The 19,308-nt window shown below is 42.4% G+C and carries 16 protein-coding genes; 8 read left to right on the forward strand and 8 right to left on the reverse strand.

The features are described 5' to 3' along the window. Positions 1-110: 110 nt before the first annotated feature. From D1164_RS20860 to D1164_RS20885, 6 genes are all read left to right on the forward strand, one after another. Positions 111-1,454, forward strand: coding sequence for a dihydrolipoamide acetyltransferase family protein (locus D1164_RS20860; protein WP_119351851.1), 1,344 nt, complete (start codon positions 111-113; stop codon positions 1,452-1,454). An 11-nt stretch (positions 1,455-1,465) separates the two neighbouring features. After that, positions 1,466-3,514 carry an alpha-ketoacid dehydrogenase subunit alpha/beta gene (locus D1164_RS20865; protein ID WP_119351894.1) on the forward strand — a complete coding sequence of 683 codons (2,049 nt, stop codon included), beginning with the start codon at positions 1,466-1,468 and terminating at the stop codon, positions 3,512-3,514. Positions 3,515-3,533: 19 nt separating this feature from the next. Continuing rightward, complete coding sequence (locus D1164_RS20870) at positions 3,534-4,043, forward strand: flavodoxin (protein WP_119351852.1); 510 nt, start codon at positions 3,534-3,536, stop codon at positions 4,041-4,043. 581 nt (positions 4,044-4,624) lie between these two features. Continuing rightward, positions 4,625-6,241 carry a CTP synthase gene (locus tag D1164_RS20875; RefSeq protein ID WP_119351853.1) on the forward strand — a complete coding sequence of 539 codons (1,617 nt, stop codon included), beginning with the start codon at positions 4,625-4,627 and terminating at the stop codon, positions 6,239-6,241. Then, entirely contained in the window at positions 6,234-8,162 is a 1,929-nt protein-coding gene (gene yidC / locus D1164_RS20880; RefSeq protein WP_119351854.1) for a membrane protein insertase YidC, read from the forward strand. Before D1164_RS20875 ends, yidC begins: the two co-directional genes overlap by 8 nt. Before the next feature lie 57 nt (positions 8,163-8,219). Then, a complete protein-coding gene (locus D1164_RS20885) occupies positions 8,220-8,861 on the forward strand; it encodes a DUF2490 domain-containing protein (protein ID WP_172594563.1) in 642 nt (213 codons plus the stop codon). Between the two features lie 118 nt (positions 8,862-8,979). Here the strand turns inward: D1164_RS20885 and D1164_RS20890 are convergent, their stop codons facing one another. The 5 genes from D1164_RS20890 to D1164_RS20910 form a co-directional block, all read right to left on the reverse strand. Further along, positions 8,980-9,552 (reverse strand): GNAT family N-acetyltransferase, encoded by a 573-nt coding sequence (locus tag D1164_RS20890; protein WP_241558306.1) that lies wholly within the window; start codon positions 9,550-9,552, stop codon positions 8,980-8,982. Between the two features lie 15 nt (positions 9,553-9,567). Further along, positions 9,568-11,520 (reverse strand): glycosyltransferase, encoded by a 1,953-nt coding sequence (locus D1164_RS20895; RefSeq protein ID WP_147372254.1) that lies wholly within the window; start codon positions 11,518-11,520, stop codon positions 9,568-9,570. 83 nt (positions 11,521-11,603) lie between these two features. Then, positions 11,604-12,230 carry a recombination mediator RecR gene (recR, locus tag D1164_RS20900; protein ID WP_172594564.1) on the reverse strand — a complete coding sequence of 209 codons (627 nt, stop codon included), beginning with the start codon at positions 12,228-12,230 and terminating at the stop codon, positions 11,604-11,606. 65 nt (positions 12,231-12,295) lie between these two features. Then, on the reverse strand, positions 12,296-13,078 hold the full coding sequence (locus D1164_RS20905) for a zinc metalloprotease (RefSeq protein WP_119351857.1): 783 nt from the start codon (positions 13,076-13,078) through the stop codon (positions 12,296-12,298). Between the two features lie 182 nt (positions 13,079-13,260). Further along, complete coding sequence (locus tag D1164_RS20910) at positions 13,261-14,040, reverse strand: alpha/beta fold hydrolase (RefSeq protein WP_119351858.1); 780 nt, start codon at positions 14,038-14,040, stop codon at positions 13,261-13,263. Between the two features lie 237 nt (positions 14,041-14,277). On the opposite strand from D1164_RS20910, the gene D1164_RS20915 reads away from it, so the two are divergent. Together D1164_RS20915 and D1164_RS20920 are read left to right on the forward strand one after the other, a co-directional pair. Next, on the forward strand, positions 14,278-14,946 hold the full coding sequence (locus D1164_RS20915; RefSeq protein WP_119351897.1) for a B3/B4 domain-containing protein: 669 nt from the start codon (positions 14,278-14,280) through the stop codon (positions 14,944-14,946). A gap of 63 nt (positions 14,947-15,009) precedes the next feature. Beyond that, positions 15,010-15,567, forward strand: coding sequence for a 1-acyl-sn-glycerol-3-phosphate acyltransferase (locus D1164_RS20920; protein WP_119351859.1), 558 nt, complete (start codon positions 15,010-15,012; stop codon positions 15,565-15,567). Positions 15,568-15,682: 115 nt separating this feature from the next. Here D1164_RS20920 and D1164_RS20925 read toward each other — a convergent pair whose 3' ends face one another. Genes D1164_RS20925 through D1164_RS20935 form a run of 3 tightly spaced genes read right to left on the reverse strand, consistent with a single transcriptional unit; the run spans position 15,683 to position 19,295 of the window. Then, a complete protein-coding gene (locus D1164_RS20925) occupies positions 15,683-16,318 on the reverse strand; it encodes a hypothetical protein (RefSeq protein ID WP_119351860.1) in 636 nt (211 codons plus the stop codon). Between the two features lie 22 nt (positions 16,319-16,340). Continuing rightward, the gene (locus D1164_RS20930; protein ID WP_172594565.1) at positions 16,341-16,946 is read right to left on the reverse strand and encodes an outer membrane beta-barrel protein; all 606 of its coding nucleotides are present in this window, start codon (positions 16,944-16,946) and stop codon (positions 16,341-16,343) included. A gap of 27 nt (positions 16,947-16,973) precedes the next feature. Continuing rightward, positions 16,974-19,295, reverse strand: a complete 2,322-nt coding sequence (locus tag D1164_RS20935) for a TonB-dependent receptor (protein WP_119351862.1) — start codon at positions 19,293-19,295, stop codon at positions 16,974-16,976. Positions 19,296-19,308 lie beyond the last annotated feature (13 nt).

Raw genomic sequence — 19,308 nt, forward strand, 5'->3', positions numbered from 1 at the left:
ATATGAAGAGAATTTAAAATGAATGTTAAGAAAAATTGTAATGTGAACATTTCAATTTCAGGAGTGTTTAATAAACTGAAAATAGCAAAATCATATTTAAAAGGTAGAATATGTCAAAATTTGAAATTGTCATGCCCAAACTGGGAGAAAGCATCCAGGAAGGCACTATCACCAAATGGTTTGTAAAAGAAGGGGATACCATTGAAGAAGACGATATGCTCTTCGAAGTTGCAACCGACAAGGTGGACTCAGAAATTCCTTCTCCGGTAGATGGCGTAATCGCAAAGATACTCCTTCCGGAAGACAGCCTGGTTCCCGTGGGGGAAGTTGTTGCTGTTATAAATGTAGTTGACGAAGACGGAGAAGGCGAGGAAGCAGAAACAGAAAGTGAAGCTCCGGCTGAGGCAGAATCAAAGGAAGAAGAAGACAGTCCCAAAAAAGAAACTGCTGATCAGGTAAAAGGAGAGACTAAAAAGAGCGAAGAAAATACAGCCACAGAGCCTGCAAGAGAAATGTCGAACCGGTTTTATTCACCTTTGGTGCGAACCATTGCGAAGGAGGAAGGCATTACTGCTGAGGAGCTGGAAACAATAGAAGGCTCGGGGGGAAATGGCAGGGTTCAGAAAAAAGATATTCTGGACTACATTGAAAACAGAGGCAAAGCGAAACCTTCGGAACAAAAATCTGCTGCGCCAGTCTCGTCGGCTGTTGAACGAAAAGCGGCTCCGCCCGTTACTGCAGGTGAAGGCGATAAAGTAGTTGAAATGGACAGGGTGCGCAAGTTGATAGCCGACCACATGGTTATGTCGAAGCAGGTTTCGCCACATGTTACTTCGGTTGTTGAGGCCGATGTAACTGATTTGGTTATCTGGAGAGAAAAGAACAAAGACGCTTTCCTGAAAAAATATGGGGAGAAAATTACGTTTATGCCGTTCTTTATTGAAGCAACGGCAGCTGCTCTGGCAGAATTTCCTTTGGTTAATTCTTCGGTTGACGGAGATAAAATTATTTACCGCAAAAATATCAACGTAGGTGTTGCTGTGGCCAAACCGGACGGGAACCTGATTGTGCCCGTTGTAAGAAATGCCGAGCAAAAAAACCTGGTTGGACTTGCAAAGGATTTGAACCGTCTGGCGGACGCAGCAAGGAACAACAAACTCTCTCCGGAAGAAATTCAGGGTGGAACATTTACCATCACAAATTTCGGAACATTCAGAAATATCATCGGTACGCCCATTATCAATCAGCCACAGGTGGGTATTCTCGCCACCGGCAGTATTGAGAAGAAGCCTGCTGTGATTGAAACTCCTGCTGGCGATGCCATTGCCATCAGGCATAAAATGTTCCTTTCGCTTTCGTACGATCACCGCGTGGTCGACGGCGCCCTGGGCGGGGCTTTCCTGAGAAGGATTGCCGATATCCTTGAGCAATTTGATGTAAATCGTTCCATTTGAAATTTATTGTAATGAAAGATTTAAAAGTACCTAAGATTCATACTATCAAAAAAACAGATAAGAAAACTTTGGAGAAGTGGTTCCGACTGATGACCATCGGACGGGCCATTGATGACAAAGCACCTAATTATCTGAAACAGGCCATTGGCTGGTCGTATCATGCACCTTACGCAGGACATGATGGCATTCAGCTGGCCGTTGGACAGGTTTTCGAAAAGAAAAAGGATCACATGTTTTTGTACTATCGTGATATGCTCACTGCAATATCTGCAGGGCTTACTACGGAAGAAATAATACTGAACGGCATTTCAAAGGCTACTGACCCGTCAAGCGGCGGCAGGCACATGTCTAACCATTTTGCAAAGCCTGAATGGAATATTCACAGTTTTTCCTCGCTTACGGGCAATCATACCCTCCACGCTGTGGGAGCTGCGCGGGCAATTAAATATTACGGAGAAAAGGCAATTGCCATCAGTAACCAGGGAGAATCGTCAGTGAGTGAAGGTTTTGTTTATGAGGCGTATAACGGGGCCGACAAGGAAGAATTGCCCGTTGTGTTTGTTATTCAGGACAATGGATACGGAATTTCGGTTCCCAAAAAAGACCAGACCGCACAGCGCAAAGTGGCCAATAATTTTTCAGGGTTTAAAAACCTGCGGATTATCCATTGTAACGGGAAAGATGTATTTGACTCCATGAATGCGATGGAGGAGGCCAAAAGGTATGCCATTGAAGAGAGCAAGCCGGTTATTGTGCAGGCTAACTGTGTGCGTATGCGTTCTCATTCCAATTCCGACGATCATTTGCTTTATCGTAGCGAAGCGGAAAGAAATTATGTGATAGAATACGACCCGATGGCCAAATTCAGGAGGCTCCTGATACGTTATGAGCGTTTTACGGAAGAGGAAATCCAGACTATTGAGCAAGAAGTAAAACTGGAGATTAAAGCGGCTCATAAAGCGGCTTTGAAAGCGCCCGATCCTACACCGGAGTCGATTTACGATTTTGTTTTTCCGGAACCCTACGTTTCAGAGAAGTACCCGGACGGGCTTCATAACGAAGAAGGTGAAAAAGTGAAGCTTATTACTGCTTTGAATGAAACATTAAAAGCGGAGTTCAGAAGAAATCCTGATACTTTTATGTGGGGCCAGGACATGGCCAATAAGGATAAGGGCGGAATTTTTAATGTTTCCAAAGGCCTGCAGAAGGAGTTTGGTCCCAAGCGTATTTTTAACGCGCCTATCGCCGAAGATTTTATTGTAGGAACGGCAAACGGAATGTCGCGTTACGATGATAAAATAAGAATTGTAGTGGAGGGCGCCGAATTTGCCGATTACTTTTGGCCGGCTATGGAACAGTACGTGGAATGCAGCCACGATTATTGGAGATCAAATGGAAAATTTACACCGAATGTAACCATTCGCCTGGCATCGGGGGGATACATCGGCGGGGGATTGTACCATTCCCAAACCATTGAAGGCTCATTGGTTTCCATCCCCGGGGTTCATATTGTCTACCCTTCGTTTGCTGATGATGCCGCAGGTTTGCTGCGTACGGCAATCCGTTCAAGGGGGGTTACCATGTTTATGGAGCCCAAAGCATTGTATCAAAGTCCGAAAGCTGCGACAGTAGTGCCCGAAGACTTTGAAGTTCCGTTCGGAAAAGCACGCATTCGCAAAGAAGGCAGTGATCTTACTATTGTTACTTACGGGAATACAACCCACCTGAGTTTGGATGCGGCAAAGAAGCTGGAAGAAGAAGGATATAGCGTAGAAGTAATAGATATCAGGTCGCTCATACCACTGGATGAAGAGACTATCCTGAACTCAGTAAAAAAGACAAATAAAGTTCTGCTGGCGCATGAAGATAAAGTTTTTGGAGGATTTGGCGGAGAATTAAGCGCTATTATTACTGAGAAGGCTTTTGAACACTTGGATGCCCCGGTACGACGGGTCGGCTCTACTTTTACTCCGGTGGGATTCAATGTTATTCTTGAAAAAGTCATTTTGCCCGACATGAAGCGAATTTATGACGCAGCAAAGGATTTAATTTTATATTAACAGCAATTTCATAGTAAAGATGAATAAAAAAACAGCCATAGTTTACAGCTTTCACACACAGAAATCGAAAAAAGTTTCTGAAAAGGTAATCGATGCCTGGGGAAAAACGGGTATCGAGGCGGTTAACGCAGAAGAGCTTTCAAAGGATGTACTTGAAAAATACGATAATTTTATACTGAGCGCACCTACCTGGTTCGATGGTGAGTTGCCTAATTACTGGGACGAGTTTGTTCCCGACCTGGAAGAGATGGACTTAAAAGGTAAAAAATTTGCCATTTTCGGGTTGGGCGACCAAAAAGGTTATCCGGAAAATTTCTGTGACGCTATTGGTATTCTTGCTGAAATCATTGAGGAATGTGGCGGCAATGTTGTGGGATACACATCGGTGGAAGGGTACACTTTCGAATCGTCGAGAGCACTGCGCGGCGATGAATTTGTAGGACTTCCCATTGATCAGGAAAACCAGGCAAGGATGACTGCAGGACGTATAAAAAACTGGCTTGAACAACTGAAAAAGGAATTCAAATAGAAAAATATACCAGTCAACTGGATAGGCTGTTTGTCGATGACAAGCAGCTTTTTTTATGCATGAAAGTACAATGTTAGTTTGTTTATTTTACTGGAAATAATGTTTAATTTGTTGTTTTATAGAGTATTAAACAATTGTAAAAACAGCTACGTTACAAATGTATATTGCTGTAAGTTTTATTCACAGGCGAGACTTTTCTTTTTGTTTACTTTTGTAAAATGATTTTCAACTGATTCTGTCAGAGAATAGCGCAACAACTTGTTACAAAATTATGCATGGCATTTTTCTTTGTTCTTGTACAACAAAACAGATATTAAATTTATTGAACTGCCTGTCTTTCATGATTTTTATAAAATTGCGAATAGTAAATTTGAAAAAGATATCTCGGTACTATTTGAATATATGGGTTGACGGACGGCTTTGTTCTCGTTTATTCTATGCAAAATGAGTTAATTATTGTTAAGCGAATGTACAAACTGAAGTTATTTTATTTCAATCAAAATTCAATTTCACCGGAGTATAAGTTTTCAGATAAGTTTTATTAATTAATTTTGTGGCTTTTAAAACTAAAAAATTCAAGCGTGTCTGAGACAAGATACATATTCGTAACCGGTGGGGTAACCTCATCGCTGGGTAAAGGTATTTTGGCGTCATCACTGGCGAAGTTATTGCAATCAAGAGGGTATACCGTCACGATTCAAAAACTTGATCCTTATATTAACGTAGACCCGGGAACACTAAATCCTTATGAACATGGGGAATGTTTTGTAACCGAAGACGGGGCGGAAACCGACCTCGATTTGGGGCATTACGAACGGTTTCTTAATGAACCAACCTCACAGGCCAACAATGTAACCACCGGGAGAATTTACCAGTCGGTTATAAGTAAGGAACGTCATGGTGACTACCTGGGAAAAACCGTGCAGATTATTCCGCACATTACCGACGAGATTAAGCGGCGTATAAAAATACTGGGTTCCAAAGGAAAATATGACATTGTAATTACCGAGATTGGCGGTACGGTGGGCGACATCGAATCGCTGCCCTACATTGAATCGGTGAGGCAGTTGAAACGAGAACTTGGCTCCCGGGCTGTAGTGGTGCATTTAACGCTGGTTCCATACCTGGCTGCTACGGGGGAATTGAAAACCAAACCGACGCAGCATTCAGTGAAGCTGTTGCTCGAAGCCGGGATTCAGCCCGACATTCTCGTACTACGCACCGAGCATGATATCGATTCTTCGGTTCGTGAAAAGGTGGCCTTATTTTGTAACGTTGATTTGGAAGCGGTGGTGCAATCCGTTAATGTACCAACCATTTACGAAGTTCCGCTTAAAATGCTTTCGGAAAAGCTGGACATCACCGTGCTGAAAAAACTGAACCTCGAAATCAATGAAAAGATTGATTTGGAAGCCTGGAACAACTTTCTTACCCGGCTGAAAAATCCGAAACATTCAGTAACCATCGGACTTATAGGAAAGTATGTGGAATTACGCGACGCGTATAAATCAATTGCCGAAGCGCTGGTTCATGCAGGAGCCGTAAATCAATGTAAGGTAGATATTGAATGGATTCATTCGGAGTCGCTTGAACCAGAAAACCTGGAAAAAGAACTTTCCAAACTCGATGGTATTATTGTTGCGCCGGGTTTTGGTCACCGGGGAATGAATGGAAAAGTATTTGCAGCCCGGTATGCACGTGAAAATAATATTCCTTACTTCGGAATTTGCCTGGGCATGCAGGTGGCAGTTATCGAATTTGCCCGGAATGTATTGAACCTTCAGGGCGCCGATTCTTCTGAAATGAATCCCAAAACACCTTATCCGGTCATCGACCTGATGGAACATCAGAAGGGCATTACCGATTATGGCGGTACCATGCGACTGGGGGCTTACGAATGCCGAATTATTGATAAGGACTCCAATGTATGCAAAGCATACAACAAGCTAACTGTTTTTGAAAGACACCGCCACCGGTATGAATTTAATGATGCTTTCAGGGAACAATTTATGAAGGCAGGCATGCAACCGGTTGGAGTAAACCCGGAAACCGACCTGGTGGAGATAGTTGAAATACCCTCACACAAATGGTTTGTGGGCGTTCAGTTTCATCCCGAATACAGGAGCACTGTGCTCAATCCTCACCCGTTGTTTGTCGATTTTATTAAAAACTCGTTACTAAAAGAAAAAAATGGATAGAAATTCAATTTTAGGTATTGTTCTCATATTTGCCATTCTGGTCGTATTTTCAATTGTTAATCAGCCATCGGAAGAAGAAATAGAATCCACCAAACGGCGTCGGGATTCCATCGCGCAGGTAGAGGCAATGAACGCATTGCAACTGGAGGAAGCAAGGCAGCAGTCTGCCCTGGAGACGCAAAGCGAAGCAGTATCGGCAGATTCAACTGTTGCTGAAGGGAAGTTGAAAGAAAAAATTGACCAACTGGGAGTATTTGGAAATGCAGCATTGGGTGAACGGGAATTTTATACCCTGGAAAACAACCTGATGAAGTTAACTTTCTCCAATAAAGGAGGCAGGATTTATTCTGTGGAGTTAAAAAACTACCAGACGCACGATTCACTTCCCCTTATATTATTCGATGGAGATGAAACATTGTTCGGGCTAAACTTTTTTGCACAAAACCGCAGTATTCAAACCGATCAATTGTTTTTTACCCCAAGTACAAGCCAGAAGTCTGTTGTGGTTAGCGGCCCGGAAGTAAGAAAAGGAAGCGAAGGGCGTTTGAAATTTAACGAAGAAAACCCCGGAGAGCAGAAATCATTGAGTTTTAAACTGGAAGTTGCTCCCGGAAAATTTTTAGAATATATCTATACCCTGGAACATAACTCTTTTCTTGTTGATTTCGACCTGAATATGCAGGGAATGGAACAATACATTGCTTCCAATCAGAGGTATCTTAATTTTACCTGGTCGTTTGATGTGCCCAGGCAAGAACGTCCTTCACGGTTTGGTGAAGATCGGTATACCAACATTTTGTATAAATTTTTTGATGATGAAGTAGATAACCTGTCACAAAGCAAATCAGACGAAGAAAACCTGAGTACCCGTGTGAAATGGATTGGATATAAGCAGCTTTTTTTCAATTCCACAATCATTGCGGGAGAAGCATTTACCAATGCATTGGTTCGTTCCGATCGTTTTGAAGATGATCCCAAATACCTGGCAAATTTTTATTCCGATATTTCTATTCCTTACGAGGGAACGGGAAATGAAAAGGTGGACATGCAGTTCTTTTTCGGCCCGAACCACTATCAAACATTACGTCAATACGGAATTGACCTCGAAAGGCAGGTTTATCTCGGGTATGCCATTGTCAGGCCGGTAAACAAGTACCTGATTATTCCTATTTTTAATTTCCTCCGGAGATTTATTGATAATTTTGGGATTATCATCCTGCTGCTCACCATATTTATTAAAACCATATTATTTCCGTTCACCTATAAATCGTATGTTTCGCAGGCCAAGATGCGTTCTTTGAAACCCGAAGTAGATGAACTGAACAAAAAATATGGAAACGACAAACCCATGGAAAAGCAACAGGCTACCATGGCGCTTTACAAAAAAGCCGGGGTAAACCCGATGGGGGGGTGTTTGCCCATGTTGCTGCAGTTTCCGATACTGATTGCCATGTTCTTTTTCTTTCCAACCTCCATTGAACTGAGGCAGGAAAGTTTTTTATGGGCGCATGATTTATCTACTTACGATTCCATTCTCAATTTGCCTTTTAACATCCCGTTTTACGGCGACCATGTGAGTTTATTCTGCCTGCTCATGACTATCACGACCATCATTTCTACCCGCTTAAACCAGCAGGCTACTGCTTCTCAGGGAATGCCGGGAATGAAAACCATGATGTACATGATGCCGGTTATGTTCTTATTTATCCTTAATAATTATTCATCCGGTTTGAGCTATTATTATTTCCTTGCCAACGTGATTACTATCGGACAAACCTATATTATCCGGTCGTTTATCGACGAGGAAAAAATACGGGCCCAGTTGCAGGTAAACAAAAAGAAACCTGTGAAAAAATCGAAATTTCAGAAAAGGCTAGAAGACATGGCCAAACAGCGGGGTGTGCAGACACCTAAAAAATAAAAGTATAAAATAGTATAAAGTCGGGTTCCTGTAATCCGGCTTTTTAGTTTGCTATCAGTGATCAAAGAACTGTCCATATTGTTGCTTTTGCTCCTTTCCCTGACGGGTGTTGCGCAGGAGCGAAATTTTCAAATCTGGAACCTGACCAACCTGGAAGTTAAGCTAACCCCAAAAACTTCGTTAGGCATTACCGAAAAAATTCATTATACACCGGAAGCCGGGCACATCGACCTCAAATTAGGGGATATCTCTGTTGAACACCGTTTAACCGACTGGTTTAAAGTGGGAGGCTCCGGTCGGTTGCTTTGGATGAAAAAGGAAAACGAGTGGTTGCAGGAACAACGCCCCATGATTTATGGCAATTTGGGCACATGCCTGGGGAAAGTCGATTTTGATCTTTCCAACCGGATTGAATACAGGATGTTTAAAAGCCTTACCAACCATTTCAGGCACCGGCAAATGTTTTCTGTCGAATTACCTCCTTTTAACACTTCCTGGTTTACCGTGTATGTTGCTGAAGAAGGTTACTACCGTTTTGATAGTGAAAGATTGCACCTGGCCAGGCTTCATACTGGCACCCGCCTAAAATACAAGAATAGTTTTGAGGTTAAAATGTATTATGTATTCCAGAAAAGCAAAAGGCCTTCTTCCTGGGATACTACAGATGTTTTAGGTTTTAACCTGAACGTGGATCTTTAAGGACAGAAAAATTTTTGAGCAGAGAATAAAAAAAGTTAAACTGATCCTACTTTATGTTTTCTGAATGGAAGGTACCCATGAAAAAGTAGCGACAAAAAGAGTGGTACTTCCCTAAAAATCAATCCAATATTTTCTGAAACAGTATTTCGTCTTTCCACCCGGTGGCCGTTTTTAGCCAGCTTTTTTTTACGCCTGCCTGAACAAACCCGGCATTTTTGAACAGCCGGATACTATTGGTATTGTCGGCAGCAATGTTGGCATAGAGTTGTTTCAGACCAAGTGAGTTAACAACATACTCCGTCAATGCTTCCAATGCATCAGAGGCAAACCCCCGGTTGCGGTCTTCTATGTCGTGGATGAGTATTCCAACACCCGCCCGTTGATGGTAAGGATCAAAGTCAAATAAATCGACCGCGCCGACTGCACACTTTTCCCAATTTTCAATAATAAGTCGCAGTTGTTTGGTTTCGTAGATGTCTTTAACAGAGTTTATAATGTATTCCTTCAATATGTATTTCGAGAAGGGGGTATGGGTGTTGCTTACTTCCCATACTCTCATGTCATTCTCCCAATGGTATAGCAGGTCGATGTCTTCCGGCTCGAGTGGACGAAGGAGTATTTTTCCATATTGAAGTAGTTGTTTCATATCTTGTACAAAAATACGTGCTTTCTTTTGCAATGTCAATTCCATTTTCATAAAGAATTATCACCTGTCCAGTTTTCGCCATCCTTTCAGTAGAATTTCTGCATCGGTAAGCAGGCTGTAGTTTCGGGCGTACAACACATTCAGCCGGTTATTTTTGCTTGTATCTGCAGATGGGGTACCCAGAATATCTGATGGAGAAAGAATCCCCGGTTTAATGAGCGGGAGCTCATTTTCGTTTTCAACCGGTACGGCATAGCCTACCCACGACTGTTTTCCCCAAAGTACTTGCAACATATTTTTTAGCCACCGGCTTTTTCTGTTGAAAAACCAAATGAGAACCGGGCTGGTTAAAAGGAGCAGTGCGGCAGAAACAAAATCGAAAATTCTTTTTTTTCTGCGGTTTGCCGGTTTGGAAATGGCGTTTATATGCACCACATACAAATCGCCTGCAGTATGAATGGAGTTACTGCCAATAATGCTGATACTTTCCGGCGGCGCTATTTTAAAATCGATGTCGAGCGAAGTGAGTTCCAGCATCGCCCTGATGATTTCCGTTGAACGGATATTCTCTGCACAAAAAATAATTTCGTCGATGCGGTTTATGCGTACAATTTCGTTTAACTGGCCGATGGAACCAATATATTGTTCGCCATGGTCGTCCGGATCAATGGAAATAAATCCGGCAAACTCCGACTGAATGCGGGTTTGCTTCAAAATATCCCGCACACGGGATGCTTCTGCCTGGTGACCGGCGATGGCAATTTTTTTAGTCCGTTTAATATCGAATCCGAACGTTTTCCAGTTCATCCAGTAAAAAAACAGTCGGTAAAAAATAAGGGACAATGCCGCCCACACAGAGCCCAGCAGTATGAGCGCCCGCGAAAAACGATAGGTTTCGCTTACAAGCGAGTAGCCCAGTAAAATGGCAATGGTGCCCCACAAAATACCACGCCCCACATGCAACAGGTTCACCGGTTTTTTGTAGCCGCCCGAGAAAAAGATGGCTGTCAGCCAGAAAAGAATATAAAAAGGCACCACCCACCGCAAAAAGTCGGGAGGATAATAACCGGGCACATAACGAATGTGTTCCCACAGCGGGGTCAGAAAAAGGAAACCGGCAAAAATGAACACTGCATCAAGCAGGGGTAAAAAAATACGATCGACACCTCTCCGCAAAATGGAAAGGAATGCCCGGAACCAGATGGCAAGATGGAGCAGAAATGTAAAGGCGCCGGCTTTCCCGCCCGAGAAATGTTTTCGTGCAAAAACGATCATTGCCTTGTAAAATACCTTTACATAGTTAAGCGAACCTTTTTTTGTACTCTCTCCCTTGTAATGAATGATTGTCGTTTCGGGATAATAATAATTTTTGTACCCGCCCAGGGTAATACGGTACGAAAGGTCAATGTCTTCGCCATACATAAAAAATGTTTCATCCAGCAGGCCCACTTTCTCCAGGGTTTCTTTCCGCAACAGCATAAAAGCGCCTGCCAGTACCTCCACCTCATGGGTTTCATTTTCGTTGAGGTAGGAGAGGTGGTACTTCCCAAACTTTTTCGATTTGGGGAACAGTTTTGAAAGCCCGAACATTTTACAGAAGGCCACCCATGGAGTGGGCAGGCCCCGTTTCGATTCGGGAAGGAAGTTTCCTTTGCCATCGATCATTTTTACGCCCAGCCCGCCGGCATCGGGATGTTGCTCCATAAAAGCAATCCCCTTGGCAAAGGTGTTTTCCTCTACCACCGTATCCGGGTTTAACAACAGAATGTATCTGCCTTTTGCCGCTTTTATGGCCTGATTGTTCGCTTTTGAAAAACCAACGTTTATTTTATTTTCAACGAGGTGGACCTGGGGAAATTTTTCTTTTACAAGTTGTGTAGAACCGTCGGCAGAATTGTTGTCAACCACAAAAATTTCAACAGATATATTCTTTGAAGCTTTCAGTACCGAGTGCAGGCACTGCTCCAGAAAGTGTTTGACATTGTAGTTTACAATAATTACTGAAAGTTCCATTGACCGGTCAGGCATTAAAAGTTCAAATGTAGCGATTCCATTGGATAACGAAAAATGAGATCATTTCTGATATTTTGTTCTGGTTATTTTCCCAGTGAACTTTCATAAAGCACGCGGTTAACCAAAGACCGGCCCAACGTAATTTCATCCGTGTACTCCAAATCATCGCCCACGGCCAGGCCACGCGCCAGGGTTGTAACCCGTACCGGTTTTTCTTTCAGCTTACGAAAAATATAAAAGTTGGTAGTGTCGCCTTCCATTGTGGTGGGAAGCGCCAGAATAATCTCAACGACCTCATTATTGCCGGTTCTTTCCACCAGCGAGTTGATTTCCAAATCTGACGGGCCAATGCCATCCATCGGGGAAATAATGCCTCCCAGCACATGATACAATCCATTGTATTGGTGCGTATTTTCAATGAGCATAACATCGCGGATGTTCTCCACCACACAAATAACCGAATTATTCCGGGCCGGGTTGGAGCAAATCTGGCAGATTTCGGTATCCGAAATATTGTGGCACATTTTGCAATGTTTTATATCATTTCGAAGTTGTATGAGGCTTTGTCCGAAGGCCAACACTTCATCCTTTTCCCGCCGGAGCAGATAAAGAACAAGGCGCAACGCACTTTTCCGGCCAATGCCCGGAAGTTTGGAAAACTCGTTTACCGCATTTTCCAGAAGCCTCGACGGATATTTCTCCATGTTCATGTTACTGTTTTTCGGTATTTAATCAGATACATCCTGAACCGGATGGTAAAGTTAACAGTCATTTTTTATTTCCCTCCGTTATTTTTCAAATCCTGCCTGCATTGTGCGTCAAGTGCAGGTGAACTCCCGCCACCTAAAAAACCGATTATCCCGCTGCTGTGTTCTGCCGCGTAATACATCAGGCAATCTTCGTTGTTGCAATGTTTGCCATGGGTGGTATCCTGGTGATCTTCCACCATAGTAGTTCCATTGTTTACCAATCCAAGGATGTGGCCAAATTCGTGCTTCATCACGGTTTCTTCCAGGACACTTGTGGATGGCTTCCCCAACCCGCCACTGAATTCTTTTATGGTTTTTTCAAAAATTGCCATGGAAGTAGGGCCGTAAGCAACACCGAGTACTTTTGAGGCTTCTTCATTTTGTGCAAAATCTGCATCAGCAAAGAAAAACCAGGCAGCCAGTGTTTTTTCTTCCGGAAAACGCGTGCGATGGTTTTTCTCCATATCGCTCAGATCGGAAAGCGACCAGGTTGTTTTGCCCGGGGATGCAACCGCTTTGGTTACGACAGTGATTCCGCCGCTTTTATGTACTAAATCTTCCAGGAAAGTTTTAAGGGCATTGACGGCATTTGATGTAGGTTTATATCCTTCAACATAAACGATTTCAATAATTAGTTTATCGAAGGTCTCTTCAGAAAGGAAATGAACAGGCGTAATTTTTTCATTTGCCGGCGGTTCCTCTTTTTCATGGGAGTCGGAAAAACTGTCCTTTTCACAACGGGTAAAAAGCAACAGGCAAATGATGAGAATGGAGAGAAAGGGGATACGATATTTTCTTTTGTATTTCAATGCGTTAAATCTGATTTTATGTTACGAAGGCAAAAATAAGAAAAATCGTTTATTTTAAATTCGGGAGTGGGGAACAGGGGAAAATTATAAATTTTCTGTTTATATGATACTTTTTGCGATTTTGTGAAATGTATCTCACAACCGGGATCTCAAACCGAAACAAGTGACAATTGTCAAACTGCCTACCCCGAAATACTTTTGATAAAACGGATGGAACGCTGGTTAAAAGCATCGGGCTGATCCAGGTTACACACATGGCCACTGTTTGTTATCACTTCCAGTTTCGAATTGAAATGCTTTTTAACCAGGTCGGTAACCATAGGCAAAAACATGTGGTCGCGGTCACCCATCAGATAAAGAACCGGTGCTGAAGCTTCCTTTACAATGAACTCTTTGAGGTTGTACCTGATTTCGTCTGACATGTGCAGCCATTTCCGGAACTCCTTTTCGCCCAATTGAATGGCTTCCCGGATGAAAAGTTTCCGTGACTGGGCATGCTTTTTCGACGGAATAAGAATCCAGGCATTTAATCGGTAAAGCCACATGTAAGGCAGAATGGAATTGAGTAACCGGGCCAGGCTCACCAGCGCATTTATTTTTTTGTTGAACTGCACCACTGCCCCTCCCAGAATGATCGATTCGGCCCTGGCCGGAGCCAGCTTGTCGATGGCCCGTATAATAATACATCCCAATGAAATGCCCACAAAATGAGCCTTTTCAATGTGCAGGTGATCCATCGTTTTTATCACGTCAAGGGCTATTTCATCGAAACGGTACATTTCCTCTTTCGAATAGCTGGCTTTCGATTTTCCATGCCCGCGCAAATCTACCAACAGCACATTGAAATGCTTTTTGAAATCGCGCAGCTGCCTGAACCAGACCACATTGCTTCCTCCTGCACCATGCACAAACACCACCCAGGTTTTGGATGTTTTATGTTCGAATATTTTGTGATACAACATGAGGGCAAATATAGAATTATTTTCTATGATACATCGGACTCCTTTTTTCTTCCTTCAGGAAGCATTTGTTTTGTATGAGATATATTACAGCCGTTTGGTTTTCTTCAGGGCCTCTGTAATGGCCTGTTTCGGCATCTTTTTATTATGAAGGTAATATTTAGTTCCGGGCAAATTAAGTCCTTCAAAAAAATTGTATTCGTTTCATTTTGGTTAGTTTTGGGGCGTAAAAAAAGAATCATGATTCCTGTTTTCATTTCAGAAGAGTTAAAAACCTGTGTACCGGAGCTTACGCTTTCGTGTATTGAATGCGATGTACAGGTAATGGAGGAAAACGAGTTGTTATGGGCTGAGATTGATGAGCGGGTGGGGAAGGTGGCTGCTTCACTGAAAGTGGAACAAATCAGTGAGTTGCCGGCCATTGCAGCATCGCGCCGCGGCTACAAAGCCTGTGGCAAAGATCCGGCCCGTTACCGGTTGTCTGCCGAAGCACTGTTGCGGCGAACTGTTCAGGGGAAAGGTTTGTACAGGGTAAATAATGTGGTTGATTTACTTAACCTGGTTTCCCTCTCTACCGGCTTTTCCATTGGCGGTTATGATGCAGAAAAGATTGAAGGTGATGCGGTTTTCGGCATTGGCCGGGAAAACGAACCTTACCAGGGCATTGGCCGCGGCGAGTTGAATATTGGCTCGCTGCCTGTTTTTCGTGATAGCAAAGGCGCGTTTGGAACGCCCACCAGCGACTCGGTGCGTACCTGTGTAACTCCTGACACCCGGAGGTTTTTGATGATAATTATTGGTTTTGGTGTAATGGAGGAGTTGGAAAATGCCACAGATATGGCAGTGTCTCTTCTGAAAAAATATGCCGGGGCAGAAAATGTGGAGACGAAGAATGTAACAATCGGTTAGCGGCTTGAAATTGTTTTTGACGGCTCACCGGAGAATGTAAAAAATAAAAACCATAAGAATTAGATGTTGCTTCAAAAAGTTTGTAAGTTGATTCTCCGGCTGACGGGCTGGAAGTCAACAGGATCGCTTGTGACAGATCCGAAAATTATTTTTGTGGGGGTTCCGCACACCAGCGGCTGGGATTTTGTGATGTCGTGGATTTACTATAAATCGTTGGGCGGAAGGGCAAATATCCTCATAAAAAGGGAGTTTTTTTTCTGGCCCGTCGGCTATTTTCTGAAAAAAATGGGCGGGATTCCCATTGACCGTTCCAAAGGTGCCAATGTTATCCGGCAAATCATTCATCAGTTTAACGAACGGGAGTATATGCACCTGGCCATTACCCCGGAAGGAACCCGTAAACGCACTACAAAGTGGAAAGCAGGTTTTCATACCATCGCGCGTACAGTCGGAATTCCTGTTTACCTGGTAACTTTTGACTGGGGCTGCAAGGAGATGACAATTTGGGGCAAATTTGAGCTTACCGACGATGCCAAAGCAGACATCCGGCGGCTTAAGGATTTTTTCAAAGAAAAAGGGGTGCAGGGCAAACACCCTGAAAATTTTACAACGGAGTATTAGTTTCTTTTGTTTTTTCATCCCGGATGCGGCCTGAAAGGGAGACCAGTAAAAGCAGTACCGCAAAGTTTTGATTTTTTGATATCGGGTTTTGAATAATTTGCATTGGGGATAAAACTTACTGAAGATTGAATACCGGAACTTGTACTTTCAATTGCAAATAGGTATTCCTGTGTGTGCTTGTAAACGGAACAGCCGGGTCGTAAATCATTCGCTGGTATTTCAATCCCCAGGCATATTCCAGCAGAATATCCATACCTCGTAAATCGATTCCGGCTCCCAGCTTCAAATGGAATGTTGTTTTATTGATATCCACATCTGCATTCAGGGCGTATGCAACTTCCAGGGCAGGAGAGGCATACAGTTTTGAGGCGAGAAAATATTTTATTCCGCCCGAAACCGCAATGTGATTAAATGAAGTATTATCGAAAGTTCCGTAAACCGGTTTCGTCTCATTGTAACCTCCCGGCCCCAATGGGTTTTTTTGTAAAAATACGTCGCTGGAAAGGTTGTAATAATTCAATTCCACTACCTGATGTATTTTGGGTTTCCAGTGGTCTTCAAAAAAAACTCCGGCAGACCAGCCCCAGCCGTTATCCATGCTGTTATTCAAACTCGCACCCAAATGCTGCGGCTCCGGATAGAAGCGGATGGCACCACCGGAAAGGCCAACTTCGGTGATTCGCTGGGCCTGAATGTTATATGTTATAGAAATTAAAAACAATAAAAAGGCTGAAGTCAATAACTTTTTCATTTTTTCGGTTTTTATAAAATGTTTAAAATTTCCACAGCGGGTATTCCAGTTTCAGGAAAATTTCCCGATGCCTCACCGTAACTCCAGAAGAGCTGTTTTCACTGACTTTTATTCTTTTGTCGACACTACTAAATCCTCTGGAAAATTGCATGGAGATACTCAAATTTTGTATTTTCCAGCCCATGCCGGCTTGCCAGTTGTATTCCGGTATTTTTTGTTGCGAGAAAGCAGAAACGCCATCATAATAACCTTTTATCTGGCGAACAAGAGTTACGCCTGCGGTTAAATACAAGTTTCGCCAAATACCTTGTCTCACATTTAATGGAATGTTGACCGATTGCCATTTCACATCTAAATTTTCACCTGAAAATAAATCTTTCTTATCCGGGCTAAGATGGGCATACTCAAGACCTAAAGAGACCCCTGTACTTTTAAAAAAATTGTAGCCCAATGATATTCCTGCTGCCGGAGAGAAGGCATTACTTACAAAAAGTTCTGAAGGATGCCTCTCTGTGTTCGCGGGGAAATAATATCCCAGTTTGGAATTAATGCTTAGTTCAAATCCTTTTTGTCCTTGTGCAACAAAACAGGCAGCCAAAATGAAAGTTGTCAGTACTAGTTTTCTCATAATCATTTTTATTATTTATTTTTTTTTCTAAAAAACATATTTAAATGCCACAGAGGGTATAATCGGAAATACAGAGACCTGTTTTACCTGGCCACTTTGATTTTTGTAATAATACCACGGATTCATCCGGTTATAAACATTGTACACAGAAAACGACCAGGTTATACTTTTACTATCATTTTTTTGTTTTGTAATGTTGTATCCAATATCAAGGTGATGAAATGCCGGCATTTTTAAGTTGTTTGGATTGCTGTATGTAAACCGCTTTTTTTGCCATGGTATAGGGTGTTCGGCAAAATCCGTTCCTGGCAACAGCATTCCTTCAATTTCAGTATCCGGCATGCTGAGGTTGTTCCCGGATTGTAAAGTAAAACCAACTGAAATTGACCTGGATGTATTGTACCGTTTATTCAGTTTATATTCAGCTAAAATGGAAATGTCGTGTAGCCGGTCGTATTTGAAAGGAAACCAATTGCCCTGGTTCAGTTCGTTAAATTTACGTTCAGAACGAGACAATGTGTAGGAAAAAATACCGGTTAACCTGCCTTTTTGCTTCTCTGCAAGGAACTCTACTCCAAAAGCTTTTCCATCCCCAACCAATACATTTTCTTCCCATCCTGATTCTTTGGGATTTAAAAATGCAACGCCTTCGTCGAAACGTATTACATGGTTCATTATTTTATAATATCCTTCAATCCCAAAAATATAGTTTGGGGCAGGTTCGTATGTCAGGCCTACGGTAACCTGTTTAGATAATTGAGGCCCAATTTTATCTGTGGATGCTACCCACAAATCGGTTGGCATTCCCAACGATGAATTGGTAAGAAGATGCATATTTTGTGTCATCTGGGTAAAAGATGCACTTGCTGAAAATGAGGGTGAAAAATAAAGGTTTGCAGCCAAACGCGGTTGGAAATGAATGTAACTTTTTTCCCCGGTAAAATATCCGGAAACCCGACTGCCGAGGTTTAACGCGAGCCATCCAAAACTGAATGCGTTTTCCAGGTACATTTCGACCTGTTTGGCATTTGAACGATTTTCTTCATTAAATGAAACATCTGAGTTTTTACTTTTTAACTGAATAATATTTGGATTGAATATTAAATGTGAAGCTTTTGCCCCAAACCGTAACGTATATTGAGGCTGAAAATAATAATCAAAATCTGCTTTAAAACTAATATCATCTAACAAGGTCATGGTTTTAAAAAGTGTGTGTAGGTCGTCGGATTTTGTTTTCCCTGTTTGCCGATGATTGAAACGGCTATAATAAAGGGCTAAATTGGAAAAAAGTTTAGGGGAAAACATTTTATTCCACCGGAGTACAGTGGTAAAATTCCCCCAACTGTAGTTGTATGAAGATTTATCTTTTTTACTCTCCTTTGTATTGTGGAATAATTTGTCGGTACCAGTATAAAAGCTGAGGTACAACCGGTTTTCCGGGTTAAATTTCCAGTTGGCTTTCGCGTTTAAATCATAAAAATAGTAGTCAAAATTATAGTTGTCTCCATTAAGTTTTTGAAATGCTACCATTGGCAGGTCTAAAAATGTACGACGTAATGAGACAATAAATGCCGATGTATCCATTTTAATCGGTGATTCATAAGTAATCCGGCCAGCCACCGGGCTGATGGAAAATATTCCACGGCTTTCTTTTAGGTTTCCTTCCTTCATGGTAACATCCAGTACAGATGAAAGCCGGCCTCCGTAGCGCGCAGGTATGCCACCTTTTATTAGCTCTGCACTTTTTATTGCATCAGTATTAAAAACAGAAAAAAAACCCATTAAATGATTCACATTGTATACCGGAACACCATCCAGTAAAATCAGGTTTTGGTCGGCGCTTCCTCCGCGCACATTATATCCTGCTGTATTTTCTGCTCCCTGTTTAATCCCGGGCATAAACTGCAGGGTTTTTAATACGTCATGTTCTCCAAGTATTACCGGGGCAGACTCTACCATTTGCATGTCCACTTGTTGACGGTTCAGTATTGAAAGTTCTGGGTTTCCCCGTACTTGCCGCTGCGCGTTTATTTCTATTTCTTCTATTTCAATTCCTTTTTGAAGGGGAATGTTAATAAAAGTATCGTTTTTTAACTCAAGGTTGACTGTGTACTCCCTGAACCCCACGAATCGGAACGAAAGATTGCATAAACCTTCCTTTTCAGTTAAGCTAAAAAAACCGTAGGCGTTTGCTGCTGCACCTTTGCCCGTACTTTTATTATAGACTGTTGCCCCTGCTAGTCGTTCTCCATTGGCCGAATCAGTTATGTAACCTGAGATGGTAAATTTGGATTGTCCGTTGAGCCATAAAGGAAAAATGGAAAGGAAAAAAATAATTATTCGTTTCATGTTTTGGGAAAAG

It is taken from the genome of Mariniphaga sediminis (assembly GCF_003573545.1).
GTDB classification, from domain to species: Bacteria; Bacteroidota; Bacteroidia; order Bacteroidales; family Prolixibacteraceae; genus Mariniphaga; species Mariniphaga sediminis.

Excerpts from the sequence above, each read along its gene's own strand:
- D1164_RS20870 (WP_119351852.1), top strand. The coding sequence starts at position 3,534 with ATGAATAAAAAAACAGCCATAGTTTACAGCTTTCACACACAGAAATCG.
- D1164_RS20930 (WP_172594565.1), bottom strand. The coding sequence starts at position 16,946 with ATGAGAAAACTAGTACTGACAACTTTCATTTTGGCTGCCTGTTTTGTT.
- recR (WP_172594564.1), bottom strand. The coding sequence starts at position 12,230 with ATGAACATGGAGAAATATCCGTCGAGGCTTCTGGAAAATGCGGTAAAC.
- D1164_RS20910 (WP_119351858.1), bottom strand. The coding sequence starts at position 14,040 with ATGTTGTATCACAAAATATTCGAACATAAAACATCCAAAACCTGGGTG.
- D1164_RS20860 (WP_119351851.1), top strand. The coding sequence starts at position 111 with ATGTCAAAATTTGAAATTGTCATGCCCAAACTGGGAGAAAGCATCCAG.
- D1164_RS20925 (WP_119351860.1), bottom strand. The coding sequence starts at position 16,318 with ATGAAAAAGTTATTGACTTCAGCCTTTTTATTGTTTTTAATTTCTATA.
- D1164_RS20895 (WP_147372254.1), bottom strand. The coding sequence starts at position 11,520 with ATGGAACTTTCAGTAATTATTGTAAACTACAATGTCAAACACTTTCTG.
- D1164_RS20890 (WP_241558306.1), bottom strand. The coding sequence starts at position 9,552 with ATGGAATTGACATTGCAAAAGAAAGCACGTATTTTTGTACAAGATATG.
- D1164_RS20915 (WP_119351897.1), top strand. The coding sequence starts at position 14,278 with ATGATTCCTGTTTTCATTTCAGAAGAGTTAAAAACCTGTGTACCGGAG.
- D1164_RS20935 (WP_119351862.1), bottom strand. The coding sequence starts at position 19,295 with ATGAAACGAATAATTATTTTTTTCCTTTCCATTTTTCCTTTATGGCTC.
- D1164_RS20865 (WP_119351894.1), top strand. The coding sequence starts at position 1,466 with ATGAAAGATTTAAAAGTACCTAAGATTCATACTATCAAAAAAACAGAT.
- D1164_RS20920 (WP_119351859.1), top strand. The coding sequence starts at position 15,010 with ATGTTGCTTCAAAAAGTTTGTAAGTTGATTCTCCGGCTGACGGGCTGG.
- yidC (WP_119351854.1), top strand. The coding sequence starts at position 6,234 with ATGGATAGAAATTCAATTTTAGGTATTGTTCTCATATTTGCCATTCTG.